General features: G+C 32.3%; 13 protein-coding genes. 10 read left to right on the top strand and 3 right to left on the bottom strand.

The window, feature by feature from the left end:
- Positions 1-29 precede the first annotated feature (29 nt).
- Together OLM54_RS00425 and OLM54_RS00420 are read right to left on the bottom strand one after the other, a co-directional pair.
- Positions 30-635: an IS3 family transposase gene (locus OLM54_RS00425; protein ID WP_264536654.1), complete on the bottom strand. Its 606-nt coding sequence runs from the start codon at positions 633-635 to the stop codon at positions 30-32.
- Positions 622-1,827, bottom strand: a complete 1,206-nt coding sequence (locus tag OLM54_RS00420; protein ID WP_264536653.1) for an IS3 family transposase — start codon at positions 1,825-1,827, stop codon at positions 622-624. Before OLM54_RS00420 ends, OLM54_RS00425 begins: the two co-directional genes overlap by 14 nt.
- A gap of 701 nt (positions 1,828-2,528) precedes the next feature.
- Between OLM54_RS00420 and OLM54_RS00415 the strand changes: the two genes are divergently transcribed.
- The 3 genes from OLM54_RS00415 to OLM54_RS00405 all read left to right on the top strand — a co-directional run bounded on the left by OLM54_RS00415 (position 2,529) and on the right by OLM54_RS00405 (position 4,762).
- Positions 2,529-2,954 carry a response regulator gene (locus OLM54_RS00415; RefSeq protein WP_264536652.1) on the top strand — a complete coding sequence of 142 codons (426 nt, stop codon included), beginning with the start codon at positions 2,529-2,531 and terminating at the stop codon, positions 2,952-2,954.
- Between the two features lie 771 nt (positions 2,955-3,725).
- Positions 3,726-4,316: a hypothetical protein gene (locus OLM54_RS00410; protein ID WP_264536651.1), complete on the top strand. Its 591-nt coding sequence runs from the start codon at positions 3,726-3,728 to the stop codon at positions 4,314-4,316.
- On the top strand, positions 4,313-4,762 hold the full coding sequence (locus tag OLM54_RS00405) for a site-specific integrase (protein WP_319802301.1): 450 nt from the start codon (positions 4,313-4,315) through the stop codon (positions 4,760-4,762). The genes OLM54_RS00410 and OLM54_RS00405 overlap by 4 nt, the downstream gene beginning before the upstream one ends.
- A 900-nt stretch (positions 4,763-5,662) precedes the next feature.
- On the opposite strand, the gene OLM54_RS00400 is transcribed toward OLM54_RS00405, so the two are convergent.
- Positions 5,663-5,926, bottom strand: coding sequence for a hypothetical protein (locus OLM54_RS00400; RefSeq protein WP_264536649.1), 264 nt, complete (start codon positions 5,924-5,926; stop codon positions 5,663-5,665).
- A 514-nt stretch (positions 5,927-6,440) separates the two neighbouring features.
- Between OLM54_RS00400 and OLM54_RS00395 the strand changes: the two genes are divergently transcribed.
- From OLM54_RS00395 to OLM54_RS00365, 7 genes are all read left to right on the top strand, one after another.
- The gene (locus OLM54_RS00395; RefSeq protein WP_264536648.1) at positions 6,441-7,229 is read left to right on the top strand and encodes a LytR/AlgR family response regulator transcription factor; all 789 of its coding nucleotides are present in this window, start codon (positions 6,441-6,443) and stop codon (positions 7,227-7,229) included.
- Between the two features lie 51 nt (positions 7,230-7,280).
- Positions 7,281-9,668, top strand: a complete 2,388-nt coding sequence (locus tag OLM54_RS00390) for a PAS domain S-box protein (protein WP_264536647.1) — start codon at positions 7,281-7,283, stop codon at positions 9,666-9,668.
- On the top strand, positions 9,665-10,078 hold the full coding sequence (locus OLM54_RS00385) for a two-component system response regulator (protein ID WP_264536646.1): 414 nt from the start codon (positions 9,665-9,667) through the stop codon (positions 10,076-10,078). Before OLM54_RS00390 ends, OLM54_RS00385 begins: the two co-directional genes overlap by 4 nt.
- 488 nt (positions 10,079-10,566) lie before the next feature.
- Positions 10,567-12,378, top strand: coding sequence for a T9SS type A sorting domain-containing protein (locus tag OLM54_RS00380; protein WP_264536645.1), 1,812 nt, complete (start codon positions 10,567-10,569; stop codon positions 12,376-12,378).
- A gap of 71 nt (positions 12,379-12,449) precedes the next feature.
- Positions 12,450-13,946 (top strand): hypothetical protein, encoded by a 1,497-nt coding sequence (locus tag OLM54_RS00375; RefSeq protein ID WP_264536644.1) that lies wholly within the window; start codon positions 12,450-12,452, stop codon positions 13,944-13,946.
- Positions 13,947-14,309: 363 nt separating this feature from the next.
- Entirely contained in the window at positions 14,310-15,488 is a 1,179-nt protein-coding gene (locus OLM54_RS00370; protein WP_264536643.1) for an imelysin family protein, read from the top strand.
- A 71-nt stretch (positions 15,489-15,559) separates the two neighbouring features.
- Positions 15,560-16,969: a di-heme oxidoredictase family protein gene (locus tag OLM54_RS00365; protein WP_264536642.1), complete on the top strand. Its 1,410-nt coding sequence runs from the start codon at positions 15,560-15,562 to the stop codon at positions 16,967-16,969.
- Positions 16,970-17,095: the final 126 nt, after the last annotated feature.

The raw sequence follows: 17,095 nt of genomic DNA, 5'->3' as shown, positions 1-17,095 counted from the left end.
CTTTTTAAAAATGCTGGATTATCAGTTTGCTACTTATAAGCTGTTTTTGTGAACTTACTGTACAGATTTAATTCTCTCATATAAAGTAATACTGAAGATCGTGATATTTTATAGCCGCGATTTTGAAGCTCTATGGTAATTCTAACACTTCCATACCTTTGTTTAGAATCAAAAAATATAGATCTTATTTCTTCCTTTACTAAGATTCTTCGCTTTTTTGCTTCGGAAATACACTCGCTTCTCCATCTGCAATATGTAATATAACTTATACCAAAAACTTTACACATTAATCTAATAGGGTATGTTTTTTCGTTGCTTTTTATAAAATCGAACACCATTGGTTTTCCCTGTGAAATATTCCACCTGCCATTTTTCAAAATCTCAAATTTTAAATCTAAATCTTTAATTTTTTTTTCAAGCCAGTAAATTCTTTCTTGTTCTGGACTAAATCTTTGGTGACTCTTCCCAGGAAAACTAACCGTTCCAAGTTTTTCATAATTTTTTTGCCAAATAGCTATAGATCTGTCATATAGATGAAATTCTTTTTCAAGTTCATTTATAGTACCACTTTCATAACTTAACTTTACTACTTTCTCTTTGAAAGTGGAATCATAATTTTTTTTATTTTCTTTCATAGTTTATATAGAAAATTAAAGTAAGTTGATTATTCATTTTATTAAATTCTTCTATAGTCATATAGTTTAAGGTAGAATGAATTCTTTTTTTATTATACCAATTTTCTATAAACTCGAATATTTCCTCCTTCATCTTTTTTTTGGTAAACAGTGTATTTCTATATATTAGTTCTCTTTTTAATGTACTGAAAAAACTCTCAGCAACAGCATTATCAAAGCAATCTCCTTTACGGCTCATACTTCTCTTAACAATCATATGGGAGTCCAATAATTTTGTAAAACTTTTACTGGCATATTGAGTTCCTCGATCAGAATGGAATATTAATTCATTTGTAATTTCTCTATTATTAACCGCCATCTCCCAAGTTGGTATAATAGTCATCTTTGTAGACATTTCATTGCTAATATTCCAGCCGATTATTTTTCGGTCGAACAAATCCAAAATAATAGTGAGATATAAAAAACCCTTTGTAGTTTGTAAATATGTGATATCTGAAACCCACGCTATACCTGGTTTATTCACATTAAATTCTCTATTTAATAGATTAGGAGCAATATAATGATTATGATTTGAATTCGTTGTTACCTTAAATTTTCTAATTGATTTTTTATGTAAACCTAATTGGATCATATGTCTTGATACAGTGGAGTGCGTTATTTGATAGCCGCGATTTTGAAGCTCTTTAGTAATTCTAGAACTTCCATAACGCTCTTTACTTTCAATAAATATAGAAGACATTTCTTGTTTCAATAAAATTATGCGAGATTGTGTCGGTGAAATAATTTTATTTTTCCATCGGTAATAGCTCAATTCGCCTACTCCTAAAACTCTGCACATTTTTTTTGTAGAATATACTTTTTCATTATTTTCTATGAAATTAAAAACCATCGATTTCCCTTGTGAAATATACTTACTCCCTTCTTTTAAAATTTTATAATTTAGTTCTGATTGTTTAGCTTTTCTTTTAAGTTCATTAATTTTTTGTTGTCCTGAATTTAATCTTTGGTATCCGTTCCCTTTTCCACAAAAGCTGTCAATTCCAAATTTTTCATATTGCTGTCGCCATTTACATATTAATGAACCTGATATTTCAAGCTCATTTTCAACTTGTATGATACTACCTTTTTTATAAGATAATTGAACTGCCTTTTCTTTGAAAATCTTGTCATAAGTTCTGCGTTTTATTTTCATATGTGAAACTCAATATTTAGATTATGAATTTATAGAGTTTAAGTTTATCTAATTACTTACTAAAATTATACATCATTATCTAGAATTTCATACTCAATAAATCGGCATTATTGCAGAAGAAAAGTTAAGAATGTAGAAATACTAAAAATATTAATAAAAAAAATGTAAGTAAATTCTTTTATTTCGCTATTTTTTATATATCTTTGATAATGTGTTACTTGCATTTCAGAAAACCTAAGTTTTTATTTTATATGCCAAAGCAAAATTAACGCAGCATATGCTTATGCCTTTAAAATAATAATAAACCATAACATCATGGTTACAATTTTTTTTTTAAATTTTAAAGGCACACTAAAGAGCAAGTAACCACTATTTGCTCTTTTTTTATTTATATCATATCTAAATATTTAAACTAATCCTTCCAATAGTGTGTCGACAGGAGGTTGTAAGACTTACATCGGGCAATAACTATAGCATTTACCAACGAAAGCAAATATCGTTGATCTTAAAATGGAAAATCTCTGTGTATAAATTATGACGATTTTTATGCTCTGTAATATTATCTGCAAGTGTATTATAGTTGAATTGTGTTATTTTTAAGAAATTCAAATTACCAACTTTTGATTATAGTTAGCATAAATACTAACTTAATTACTAAATAATTAGCTAAGCTGAAGAAGTAAGACTATCTTTACAATATTATGAGAAAAAACGATGAAATTATAATTATTGAAGACGATGAAGATGACAGGTTATTGTTAAAGGATATATTTGAAGCTTTAGATTACCCGAATAAAATAACATTTATTGAAGATCCAATGGACGCCATAGCTTATCTGTCAAATCCTTTGGTTATACCCTTCATTATATTTTCTGACATTAATATGCCAAAGATAAATGGATTTGAACTACGCAATCAGATTCTTGCTAATACAGAAATAAGCAAGAAGTGTATCCCTTATATCTTTCTGTCGACGTCCAAAATTCCCGAAAATGTTATTAAGGCGTACTCTTGCCACGCACAGGGATATTTTAAAAAAGAGGAGGAATTCTCTAAATATAAAACAGTATTGAAAACAATTTTAGAGTATTGGATCACTAGCCTTACTCCGACCAATTCATTGTGAGCTATATTAAACTAAAAATAATTATATCATTTTAGTACTTGTAGAAATCTGTTCCATAAGCCTGTAGTGCTTTTTTATAGCAAAATGAGGAAACAGAGTTATTCCTTTATAAAGTAAATAAATTGAGAACTAATAATAAAATCTCTAAACTAATTACTTAATTAACTGAAAAATTAAATTTCTTAGATTTAGAAATAGATATTCTCTTAATGCGCTACGAAAGCACCAATCTTGGCATCTCCCCAGAAACTTTAAGCAGAATCAGAAAAAATCTATTAAATAGATGAAATCCAAAATCACATGAACTTCAAATATTGATATTATCGTCAATATTTAGCAAAAATATAAAAAGCAAAAAACAACAACCCATACATATATTTTGTAATTTAGCAATAACTAGTGAGAGTCTATTTTTAATGTACCTATCGGTGTACCTAATTTTTAAAAAAGCTCAAAACATCTGTAATTACTGAGATCAACATAAGGACTACGGAGCCTCTTTCTCCGCCAGTAGAAGTTTCAGAAGAAACTTTAAAAGTCAAAAGCCTTTAAACACTAGTGTTTAAAGGCTTTTTCGTTTTTACACACTTTTCAAAAAGCACATGTTTTATCAAAGAATGGTTACCCTATTAGTTACCCAGTCTTTTTTTGAATCTTTTTTCTCAAAAATGGGTAACTAAAGTAAAAGAATTCCCCGGGAATTCCCTGCTATCAATGGGCTCTCTTAAAATTTTTAATTCAATTTGATTATTAATTTTAAAACTAGATAACATGTTAAAAGTACTTTTCTACCAGAAATCTGATAGAGTAAACAAGAACGGCGAATCTCCAATCTATGCGCGTTTGAGTTACAATAACAGACAAATTTCAATGTCAACCGGACAAGCGATTTCAAAAGAAAGATGGGCCAGCACTAATAACCTTAGAAACCCGCTTAAAATTGAAAAGGAAATAGTAATCAAAAATCTACTTGATCTTTTCCAACTTAATGCAGCCAAAAAATTTACTGAACTCTTCAGGATAGATCCTGAGGTTAACCTTCAATTATTAAAAGCTGAAATTACAGGCAAAGCCAAAATAGACCAGCCAAAAGGTTCAACCATAATTGAAATTATGGAAACATACAATATTTTTTTTACCAAAAGAGTGAACTCGGGAGAACGCGCTCCAGCCTCACTGCAGAAATACAAAAGAGCCAAAGATCTGCTTTTAAACTTCATTAGCAGCACCTATAAACAAGAAGACATGCCGGCATCTGAGTTATCAAGCTCGTTTGCATTTAAACTGGAACAGTTCCTTAAATATGAGAGCAATTTTAAAGACCAGACAGGAATCAAAAACAATTCGATGGAAAGTATATGAAAATGTATAAAACTGGATATGCGCCTGTCGATGCTTTGGAACTGACTGAAAGAAACCTATCAGAAGATTCCACTGGAAATTTATGGATTATGACCAGCAGAGCGAAAACTGCCATCAGGGCCAATGTCCCGGTACTGCCTACCGTTGAGAAAATTATTTCTAAATATAAAAACCAACAGAAAGGTCTTATCCCGAAAATTTCCAATCAGAAAACGAATGCTTATCTAAAGGAAATTGCTGATGTCTGTGGCATAAACAAACATCTTACATGGTATGTTGCCAGACATACGTTTGCTACCACTGTAACTTTAGGAAATGGTGTGAGACTCGAGAATGTTTCTGCAATGATGGGACATACTAATACCAAGCAGACACAGCATTATGCAAAAGTTTTGGATGTGAATATAATGGAAGACATGGAGAAACTGAAATCTAAGTTTAAGTGATTTTCTAAAGAGGATTCTGAATTTGAAGTCTCTTAAAGAACCTACTCCATTTACAGCAAAAAAATCAACTGCGACGATATCACAAGTTTTGAAGTACATTTCCATTGCGTTCGCAGTGCGGACGTAATTGACATGGAAACAAAAAAAGCATATTCTTTTAGTTTTTAAAACTGATCCAGTTTGCTAATTTAATACAATCAAATATACTAATTCAAACACCTTATATATATCTACTAATTGAACGACAGGGAAAAGAAAGAGCCGATTACGGCACTTACTTGATTAAATATCTTGCAGAAGAATAGCTGCTTCAGTACGAAACTAGATTTTCATACTGCCTATTAAATTGGTATCGAAAATTTAACAGAACAATATAAGCATTTGCGTTGAATCAAATAAGCAATAAAATTGTTTTTAAAAAGCCCTCTAAAAGAAGGGGAAGCCTTTAGTTGAACTAAAGGCTTCCCTGCTTCAAGCATTGATCGGCTTGAACCAAAGATAAATTTTAAATTTTACATATGTAATCATATACCTATAAATCAATAAATTATAAAAAAAATACTGATTTCTATAGTTAACCTCATATATCTATATAGATTTCTATAGGTTTCTATACATATACCAATATATCTATATAGATTTATATATAGATCTTCATTTAGATTTTATATTTATAAAATTGTGCAAAAATGATTCTTTTATAGATAAATCTTCGTATTAAAGCATCACACACTAAAAAATAACTATTAGTTTTCCTGATAATGAATTCCAAACATTAGTCTCCTATATTTGGTGCGTATAAATTTTATATTTTCCTCTATGCTATAACTTATTTTATAAGTCAATAACTTTTCACGTCCAATATTTTTATAAAAAAATTAATCAAAAGGGCTTCTGATTTTAGTACAAAATCAATATCATCAGGATGATTGCACCTAATATATCATCAAACGTTAAATCTTCCGGATTAAATCCATGCATTTCATATAAAGACGGACTAATATATGAGAGCAAAATATCGTAAAAATCTATTATATAAAACGAAAATGGACCTGTACTCATGATGGAGTTGGTAAGTTCATTGAAAGATATTTTCGCATTTGTACTTTCAACTGTGCTATTAGACTGCCAAACGTTATGAAGATTTTGTATATCTGGAAGCATATAGTGACTTTGTTAAATATTTGTTAATGCGAATTAAATCAAAATATGGGAATGCCAAATTTTTATTTAGTTTGGTTTTTCAACATGTAAAAACAGAACAAAAATTTCATTTCAAATACAAAAATTACATAATTAACTGTTAATCATAATATTTAAAACCATAATGATATAACAATATTATGCTATATAGCTTTTATCTTTATAACCTCGAACAATTTCCACGCCTTATATTTTGATTATAATTACTACAAAATAATAGTCAAATAAGAATCTAAGCAGTTTTGTATTTTTAAACCAGTCGGATATAAAAAAATATCCATATAACAAATACGATCAATTTTACCCACTTATACTTAATTGAGCACACTTATTACCTTTCATTAAAAATCGCTCCGGATCGTTTAAAGTATTAGTTATGTTTCTGTAAATTATATTTTATAATGCAGTAATAATTAGCAAATTAAATAATTACAAATCAGCACATTATAAAACATCCTTATTATTAAATCACCAGTTGCGTCAACAAAACACTAGAAAAACTATGACTCCCATTAATGCCATTATCATATCAGAAGAAAAAGAAACTCTGCTAATTTTAAGAAAATTTGCCGAAGAGAATTCTATGATTATGGAAATAATTGGAGATGCAGAATGTATTACTGAGGGGACAATGATTATAAAATCAAAAAAACCGGATGTTATTTTTCTTGATATGCTGCTACAGGATGATCTTTTTTTTGAAATGCTGGAACAATTAAAATTCAGTATTCCAAAACTGGTATTTATATCAGATCAAAAAGATTTTGCAATCAAAGCATTTAAGCACAATGCCATTGATTTTTTATTGAAACCCATTGATTTTAATGCGATAATTTTAGCTGTTTACAAAGTAATTAAAATAAGAGAAATGGAACGCTCTTATCAAAATCAAAAAATAAACAGCATTAATATGCTAAACTCTGTAAATCAATCAAATGATTATGTTGCTGTTGCATCCTTAGAAAAAATAGAACTAATACCAATGGCAGATATTGTTTTTTGCAAGGCAGATGGAAAATACACCATTTTTGTTCTTACAAATGGCAGTAAAATAATGTCAAGCAGAAATTTGGGAGAGTATAGTAATATACTCGACAACAGTTATTTTTTCAGAATACATCATTCCTACATTATCAATCTTCGACATATCGCTAAAATTTCAAAAAAAGACGGCTATTTCTGTGAACTTTCTAATGGAGCAATTATATCAATCGCTAAAAGACGGCAAGATGACTTTAACAAATTTATTAAACTTAAAGAATAAACAAATTGCTATTTTAATTTAATTCTAAGTAATACAGACGGAATAATCGCTATGAAAACAAAAATACTAATTGTTGAGCAAGACGCTGCTGCTATCAAGTCAATCGAAAACGAGTTGAAAATTGGCAACATTGATTGTATTGTGAGCATTGTTCACTCGGTGAACGATTATGAAGCGGCAATTCATAATTTTAAACCTGACCTTATTCTTTCTAATTATGTTTTTCCATCCTTCGACGGAATGACACTTTTTAATGTAAAACAAAGACTTGCTCCGCAAACACCTTTTATTTTTATTGCAGCAAACATAGATGTTGAAGAAGCCATAAAATTAATAAAAACCGGAGTGACCGACTTAGTATTAAAAGAGAACATTACTACTTTATCTAAAAAGGTTAAATGCGCTCTGGAACACATTAAAAAAGAATGCAAAACGTACCAGATAAACGGATACGAAAACATTAATACAGACAATACATCAAACATTACAAACTCACGATTACCAAAAGTATCTGATAAACAAAAAGACAGCATTGATGTATACGTTAATGAGAAAAAAAACATTCAAAAAGCTTTTGAAGTTGAAAAACGCCGGTTCTATAATTTATATTCTCAGGCACCTTCATGTATGGGGATTTTAAAAGGTCCTAATCATGTCTATGAATTGGCAAATAAACTTTATCTGCAATTAATCGATAAAAAGGATATTATTGGAAAAACCTTAAAAGAAGTATTGCCTGAACTTGAAACACAAGGGATTTTTGAAATTTTAGATACTGTCTATAAAACGGGTGAAACGTTTTATGCTAATGAAAAGCTAATAAAATTTGATCGTTGCGGAAAAGGAATAGTTGATACTTATTTAAATTTCATTTATCAAGCCCACAGGGATGTCGATAACAATATTGATGGTATTCTTTTCTTTGCTAATGACGTTACAGAACAGGTTTTATCTCGAAAAAAGATTGAAGATCGGGAAAAAATGTATAAGGATCTTATCCACAAACTTCCTATTGCTACTTATTCATGCGATTGTGACGGACGTATATTAATTTATAATAAGGCTGCCGCTATTTTATGGGGGAGAGAACCTGAAATAGGAGAAGATTTATGGCACTATTCATGGAATAAATACAATAGTAAAAATAATCGCGACCCCCTAAGTGTATGTTCGCTTGCGACAGCACTTACTGAAGATGAATCAAGTGTTGGTAAGGAAATAATTATCGAACGCCCCAACGGAGATAAGCGTAATGTATTGCCATACCCTGTTCATGTTCGAAATGCTGAAGGTAAGATAACCGGAAGCGTTATTGTTCTTGTTGATATTACAGAAACGAAACTGGCACAAAAAGAGCTGAAAAAAAGTGAAAAAAAATACAGATACCTCTTTGATAACAATCCAATGCCAATGTGGATTATCGATTTAATGACTTTTAAATTTCTGGATGTAAATAAAATGTCTATTATGCAGTATGGTTATAGCCACGAAGAATTTCTTTCGATGACTGCGGTAGATATAAGACCAAACGATGATAAAAATCTATTCATTACATTCAGTAATACTTCACATATTAACAAATCAAATTACAATAGAGGAAAATGGAATCATGTAAAAAAAGATGGAACTATTTTTCCTGTTGAAATTATTGCGCATGATATTGTCTATGAAGGATCACCTGCCAGATTAATTCTTTCGAATGATATTTCAGATCGCACAAAAGCAGAAATAAATCTCGAAAAAAGAAACAGAGAACTTATCAAAACCAATTCTGAACTGGATAAATTTGTATACAGTGTATCTCATGATTTACGTTCTCCCCTAACCTCTATTTTGGGTCTGCTTTCATTTATTGAAACAGAAACCCAGGAAAAAGATACCCTTAAACACGTTAAAATGATACGGGCTAGCGTCAATCGCCTGGATGATTTTATTAAAAATATTTTAAACTACTCACGAAACAACCGAACAGGTCTGGATGTGGAAAAAATTTCGGTTAATGAGTCAATACGCAATACGGTAGATTCGCTTCAAAGTATGAGAGATTCGAAAGGAATACAATATGAAATTGAAGTTAAAGAAGAACATACCTTTTATACAGACAGGCTTCGGTTTAATACCATTTTAGAGAATATTATTTCTAACGCAATAAAATACCATAAGAAAGAAGCAGCCGGAAGATATATAAAGATAACTGGAAATTCAGGCCATGAGCACCTCCAAATTACTATCGCCGATAACGGGATTGGGATCGATCCTGAATATCATCAAAAAATATATGATATGTTTTTTCGAATTTCAGGTAAAAAAGCCGGTTCGGGTATCGGCTTATATATCGTGAAAGATGCCATAGAACTATTGCAGGGTTCGATAGAAATACAATCAGAAAAAGGTATAGGAACGACATTTATTATCACATTAAAAAATTTGAAACCATGAGCACAGAAGAACCGGCAAAATTTGAGACCGTGATGATTATTGATGATAATATGATTGACCTCTATATTGCATCACGTATGATTACTCAAAACAATTTTGGAAATAAAGTATTACTACATACCACAGCCGAAGAAGCTATAAAATATCTTCAGCATAATCAGGATACTATTTCTGAGTTACCTCAAATAATATTTGTAGATATATACATGCCTCTTATGTCAGGATTCGAATTTCTGGAAGCGTTTGATAAACTGCCGGATTCCTTAAAAAATTATACAAAAGTGTATGTTATATCCTCAACGATTGACAACGAAGACATCGATCGATCTAGCAATAACAAAAATGTTGTCTCTTTTCATGTTAAACCGATCACCAAAGAATTTCTTGACAGAATTTTTAATAAAATGTAAAAACCTCTCTTTTTTTGATGATGAAATTTCAATTCTCATCATAATCTTTTAAAATAACCTGCTGATTTCTAATAAACGGTTATGCCTAATAAAAGGCACTTATTACTTCTCCCTTTTAATTTAAAAACCCTTCCTCTTAATTTGCACACGACAAATGTTCACTAACCAAAGTAATAACTACGCTATAAGTTAGTAAGCAAAAAATATAATTAATAAAAATCCCCACATTAATTCTTATTTAAAATAATGAAAAAACTAGCTTCATGTTTGATTTTACTTATACCAATTGCCGTTTTTTCATCAAATCCTCCTCCGCCGGGCTTACCCGATGATCCTGTAGCAGTACCTATTAACTCTATGATTTTTGTATTATTTACGGCCGGTATTCTATTTGGGGGTTATACTATATTCAAGAAAAAGTAGATGCACCTTTTCAATTCATAAACAGCTTGTACGCGTTTTAATGTAATGATTAAACCAAAAGAAATATGAAAAAAACTTTACTATTATTATCTCTTTTAATTTCTTTTCAAAACTTTGCCCAGGTATCAATCGGTGCCAATACACCGGTCTATGTAAAAAATCAGGTACTGTACGTAGGAAAGAATATAAATTTAGCATCAAATTCAAACCTTTATTTAAGAAACAATTCTCAATTAGTACAAGGTACAACAGGGCTTACTTCAAACACCGGAACAGGAATTATATCGATTTATCAGGAAGGAACTTCTGATAATTTTGATTATAATTATTGGTGCTCTCCCGTTGGGCGCAATATTGCAACTTCTGTCAATAATAATTTTGGAATTACACAACTTTATCAGCCTGCGACTTCAACGGTATCTTCTACTGCTGTGATATTACCTATTGGCAGTTACAATGGATCAGCCAATCCGCTAACTATTGCATCACATTGGATTTATAAATTAATAAATGCAAATAACTATTCGCAGTGGGTACAAGTGGGAAGTACCTCTGCAATTGCACCGGGAGAAGGATTTACAATGAAGGGAACCAGCGGTTCTGACAACACTGACCCGGAAGGAACCGGAATTGTAAATAACCCAGGCATTGGTGCACAAAGATATGATTTTAGAGGAAAACCCAACGATGGAAATATCAGTGTGGCTGTTGGTTCTAATGATGCAGCAACATTAACAGGTAATCCATATCCGTCTGCACTGCATTTAAACGCTTTTCTTTTAGATCCTGCAAATACTTCGGCAACCGGTATCGCTTATTTTTGGCAGCAGGACAAAAATGTTAACTCTCATTTTCTATCTGCTTACAGAGGCGGTTATGCCGCATATTCTCCTATTGATATGCTATCTAACGGCGTTTATGTAGCTGCGACATTTAGATCATACAACGGTGACGGAACGGTAAATAATAATCCTCCAACAGGAACAAGTCCTGTAGTAGCAAGAAAATACCTTCCTATTGGGCAGGGTTTTTTGATAAATGGCACTTCGAACGGTTTCGTAACATTTAAAAATTCTCATCGTGTATTTTACAAAGAAAATAGCGGTTTATCCCAATTCGAAAAACCGGCAAGAAACCTAAGTGCAAAATCAAATGATAATGAAGATGGTCCTCCCGTACCTCCTTCTGCACTCATTTATTTAAAATTAAACACTATAATAAACAAAGAGTTTACAAGACAGCTTGCACTGGCTTTTGTTGCTGATGCAACTGACGGCATCGACAGAGGTGTTGATGCTAAAAATATGGATGATGATCTGCCTAATGATGTGTCATTCTGGATTGAAAATGGAAATTATGTTATTCAAGGCGTTACTTTGGATTTTTCTAAAAAAATTCCACTTTCGGTAAAAGCGGCTACAAGTACCGTTTTTAAATTCTATATATCTGAAACTGCAGATTTCGATGAATCGCAAAATATTTACATCTACGATTCGCTAAATATGTCTTATCACGATATTAAAAATAGCACATACGAAGTCGAAGTCGCTCCCGGAACTTATACGGAACGCTTTAAAATAAGTTTTACCAATGAAACCTTAGGAATAAATGATGAGATAAAAACTGATTTCTTTATTTTTCAGGATAATAAAAACCAGTTCTTAAAAGCGTTGAATCCAAACAATGTAATAGTAAAATCATTTGTGCTCTATGATATTCTTGGAAGAGCAGTAATTTCTAAAGAAAATTTAGGAGTCGAGCAAAATTATACTTTTTCAACTTCGGGAATAAGTTCCGGAATGTACATCGCAACATTCCTTACAGATGAAAATATAAAAATTACCCAAAAAATTATTATCTCAAATTTTATCAAATAGCAATTAGTCTTTAATTACAAGCTATTAGCACAAAAACATTTCAAATCTTCAATTAATTAATATTAGAAATTATGGTAACTACATCTACCCCAAAAAATACTAAAACCATACTGCTGTTACTGTTCTTTTTTATAACAATTCTGGGGAATGCACAAGTTGGTATTGGAACTGTTACACCAAATGCAAGTTCAGTTTTAGATATCGTTTCTACTACTCAGGGTATGCTTACTCCACGTATGACAACTGCTCAAAGAATCGCTATAGTTACACCCACTGAAGGATTGATTGTTTATGATACCGATTTAAAATTATTTTATTACTACAGTGCGGCGGCCTGGGTCGCTATTAATAGCGGCGGAACTTCAAGATTAAATTTTAAGCGTATAAGATCAACTGATAATTTAGCCGTTGTACTTGCCACAGAACTTGCTGCCGGCGGCGGTGCTAAATATGTTTTGACTTCGAATACATTGTATGAAATTAATGGTACAGTCTCTTTTAATTTTCCTATAGACATCAATAATGCCTATATTCAGGGTTTAGATGCCAATGAAGATATTATTTATAAAACATCAGGAATTCTTTTTGACGGAAACACGGGCGGCAGTATTAGAAGTGTTACCATTTTAGCACCGGGCGCAACTGTTTTTAATTTAAATGCCGCAGCCTCTACCTCAACATTCTTACTTAGAGATACTATCATTGCAAATGCAACAAATATTGGAACTATATCAGGTTATGGATTAGTTTTTTTGAGTATTGTTAATTTTTCAGGAAATACAAATGGTATAACCTACAATAATATAGGTCAATTACTATTGAGTAATCAGGCATGGTTTGTCAATAATGCCGGTACATACGAAAAATTTACAGGAACTTTTACTCTGATAGAAAAGCAGGGAGGTTTCTCTAATGTAGGTCCCGGAGCATATGGTCTCGATGTTTCTACTGCCGGTCTTGCCATTAGTGGTGATGCTGTTTTAGAATCTGTAGTTTTTACTGGTGCTACAGCTGCAAATTATGTTAAACCATATGCGCCGGCTGCCACTTACACAGGCTATAATTTTAGTAATTCCTGGACAGTTAGAGCCGCAGGGATTCCGAATGAAGCAGATACAAATGCAACCGGCGATTTTTCTATGGATGCAGAAACAGGCGGTGCTATACCACTTAATATGAGTGCCGGAACTCCAAGTACCAACTTACGAATATATGCAGCATCAATTCCTACTATATCCAGCAATTTATTTCGATTTTCGACTGATGCAACTTATAACAGGTTAAAATATGTTGGTAAAAAGAAAAGAATCTTTCAGGTTTCAGGAGCTGTAAATTTTCAGGTTCCATCAGCAGGGACTTATATTGTTCACTTATATAAAAATGGCGTAGCAGTACCGCAATTTAAATTTTATGGCAGAGGAAATGCTGCAAGTGACATTATCACCCTTCCAATTAATGCCTCCATTGAATTAAATACCAATGATTATGTTGACTTTTATCTTCAGCGTTATAGTGGCAACGACGGCGCCGATGTTCTTGTTTCAAATATGACAATAATTATAAAATAAATTTCCCTAACAAAACGGTTTGAGTCATTAATTAATGTAATGAACATCTCGATAATGCAGACCAAAATGAAAATAGAAAATGGTAAAGAAAATGGAAAACATTACTAAAAAAAGAGGCTTTGGGAAGCCTCTTTTTTAATTTGTGAATATTAATTTTTGATTATTTGTGGGCGTTATTATGGTCTCAATGTATGCGCCAATGTTTGACCTGAGTAAAATTATAAATAAGTAACACTATTTTTAGCGCACTACATTGTTACATTCTTAAGATTAGCTTAATTCTAAAAATATTATAGTCTTTAGATAAAGTATAGCAACGAATTACATATATTTGCTATGTTTAACGATTCTAAATAAACCTTAATGAAAAATCTATATTTAAAAGCAGGCGCTATCCTGTTTGTTGCTATGGCATTCTTTGCCTGCAATAATGATGACAATAATAACAATGAAGAAAAAGTTGTTACCAAAAAAGAAGTTATCGCAAATTATGCAGACATCGTTTATGCTAATTACAAAAAAGCTTATGACGATGCCGTAGCTTTAGAAACTGCAATAAATACTTTTACTGCTACTCCAACAGATGCTAATTTTACTGCGGCAAAAACAGCTTGGAAAACATCAAGAGAAAGTTATGGTACTACCGAAGCATTTCGTTTTGCCAACGGACCAATTGACGGAGACGATAATGGTCCTGAAGGACTGATGAATTCATGGCCGCTGGATGAAAACTTTATTGATTATGTAGAGGGAAGCTCAAATGCGGGAATTATTAACAACACAACAGATTTTCCTACTTTAAGCAAACAACTTTTGGCAGATGAAAATGCGCTTGACGAAGATGAATTAAATGTAAGTGTAGGATATCACGCAATTGAGTTTTTATTATGGGGTCAGGATCTTACTGCGCCATCTGCAAAACTGCCTGGACAAAGACCTTACACAGATTATGTTGTAGGCGGAACAGCTGCTAACCAAAAACGTCGTGGCGATTACCTTAAATTTTGTACCGATTTACTAACTGATAATTTAAGCTATTTAGTAGACCAATGGAAAGTTGGCGGTGTATACAGAACTAAATTCCTTGCTTTGTCTGAAAATGACGCAATTAAAAATATTTATTTAGGAATTACAACTTTAATTTCAGCTGAATTACCAATTGAACGTATGAATACTGCAGTAGAAAATGCAAATCAGGAAGATGAGCATTCTTGTTTCAGTGATAATACACACAGAGATATTGCTCTTAATTTACAAGGAGTTATCAATGTTTATCAAGGAAAATACGGTACAATTGACGGACCTTCTTTAGAAGATTTAGTACAACAGGCTGATGTTGCAACTTATAATGATACAAAAGCATCTTTAGAGTCTTCTACAACAAAAGTTGCTGCAATTTTGATTCCATTTGATTTAGCAATTTCAGGCGGACCAACTTCTACGGAAGGTGCAAAAGTAAAAGTAGCAGTACAGCAATTATTAAATTCCGGAGCGAATTTATTGGCTGGTGCTGTAAAAATTGGCGTTATCGTTAACGGCTAATCTTAACCAGTTCTGATAAAAAATTAAAATAAAAAGTGTTCTTTTGCAGAACACTTTTTCTGTATTATACAATGAAAAATTTAATTGCTTTTTTGCTTATTTCGGTTTGTTTCGGTCTTCAGGGATGCAGTGACAACAGCGATGATTCAGATTCTTATGTTCCTTTAACTGCGGAAGAAGGTGAACAGCTTTCCGGCGGAGAAACAACTGTTTTTAATACCAGTGAAGAAGCTTTCGGTTTTTTTGCGCCTGCACTTACTTTTGAGCAACAATCTGATTTTGGGGTTGGAAATTCTTTTTTTAGACAAAGCTGGGTTTCTGCACCTTCATCTACTACTGCGCGTGATGGTTTAGGACCTTTTTTTAATGCACATTCCTGCTCAAGCTGCCACTTTAAAGACGGCCGCGGAAGACCACCTGCTTTTGATGGAGAAGACAGAGCCGGATTACTTTTGCGATTAAATATTGCCGGACAAGATGCAAACGGAATTGGTTTTCCTGATCCGGTTTACGGAAATCAATTACAAGATCATGCCATTTTAGGACAGTCTGCCGAAGGTCTTTACACCATAAGTTATCAGCCAATAACGGAAACATTTGCTGATGGAACTTCTGTTGTATTGCAAAAACCAATTTATACAATAAACAATTTGGGTTACGGTCCGCTAGCGTCATCTTTGCTAATTTCACCGCGAGTTGCCAATCAGATTATTGGTTTGGGACTTCTTGAAGCTATTTCTGAAAGTACAATATTAGGTTTTGCCGATGAAAATGATGCTAATAAAGATGGAATTTCCGGAAGACCAAATTATGTTTATGATTTTGCTTCAAATTCAATAAAATTGGGACGTTTTGGCTGGAAAGCGAATCAACCCAATATAAAACAACAAGTCTCTTCTGCCCTAATTGGTGATATGGGAATTACTTCAAGCATGTTTCCTAACGAAAGTGGGCCTACGGGACTTGATTTAAGCACAATTCCAAATGGTGGAACTCCAGAAATTACAGATATTAATTTAGACAGAATGGTACTTTATTCCAGCACACTTGCCGTTCCTGCGCGTCGTAATTATACGGATCAAAATGTACTCCAAGGCAAAAAAACATTTGAAACTATTCAATGTACAAGCTGTCATATTCCGAAAATTCAAACCAGTAATACACATCCGATAACAATATTACGCAATCAGACTATTCGTCCGTTTACTGATTTATTATTGCATGATATGGGACAAGGTCTTGCCGATAATTCACCGGATTTTAAAGCCACAGGATCTGAATGGAAAACACCTGCTTTGTGGGGAATCGGACTTATTAAAATTGTAAACGGACATACCAATTTACTGCATGACGGAAGAGCCAGAAATGTTGAAGAAGCAATTTTATGGCATGGCGGAGAAGCACAGAATGCTAAAGAAAAATACAAAAAATTATCCGCAACAGAGCGTGAAAATTTATTGGCTTATATAAATTCTCTTTAATATTAATTATAATTCATAATAAAAAAGGGCTGAAACATTACTTTGTTTTCAGCCCTTTTTTTATTGTCATTTCGTTAGCTCTCGAAACCCGACAGGTTTTAAAAACCTGTCGGGTTTACTATGCGC

This window comes from Flavobacterium sp. N1736, assembly GCF_025947065.1.
In the GTDB taxonomy this organism is placed as follows: Bacteria; Bacteroidota; Bacteroidia; order Flavobacteriales; family Flavobacteriaceae; genus Flavobacterium.
This window is presented reverse-complemented; position numbering and strand designations above follow the sequence as displayed.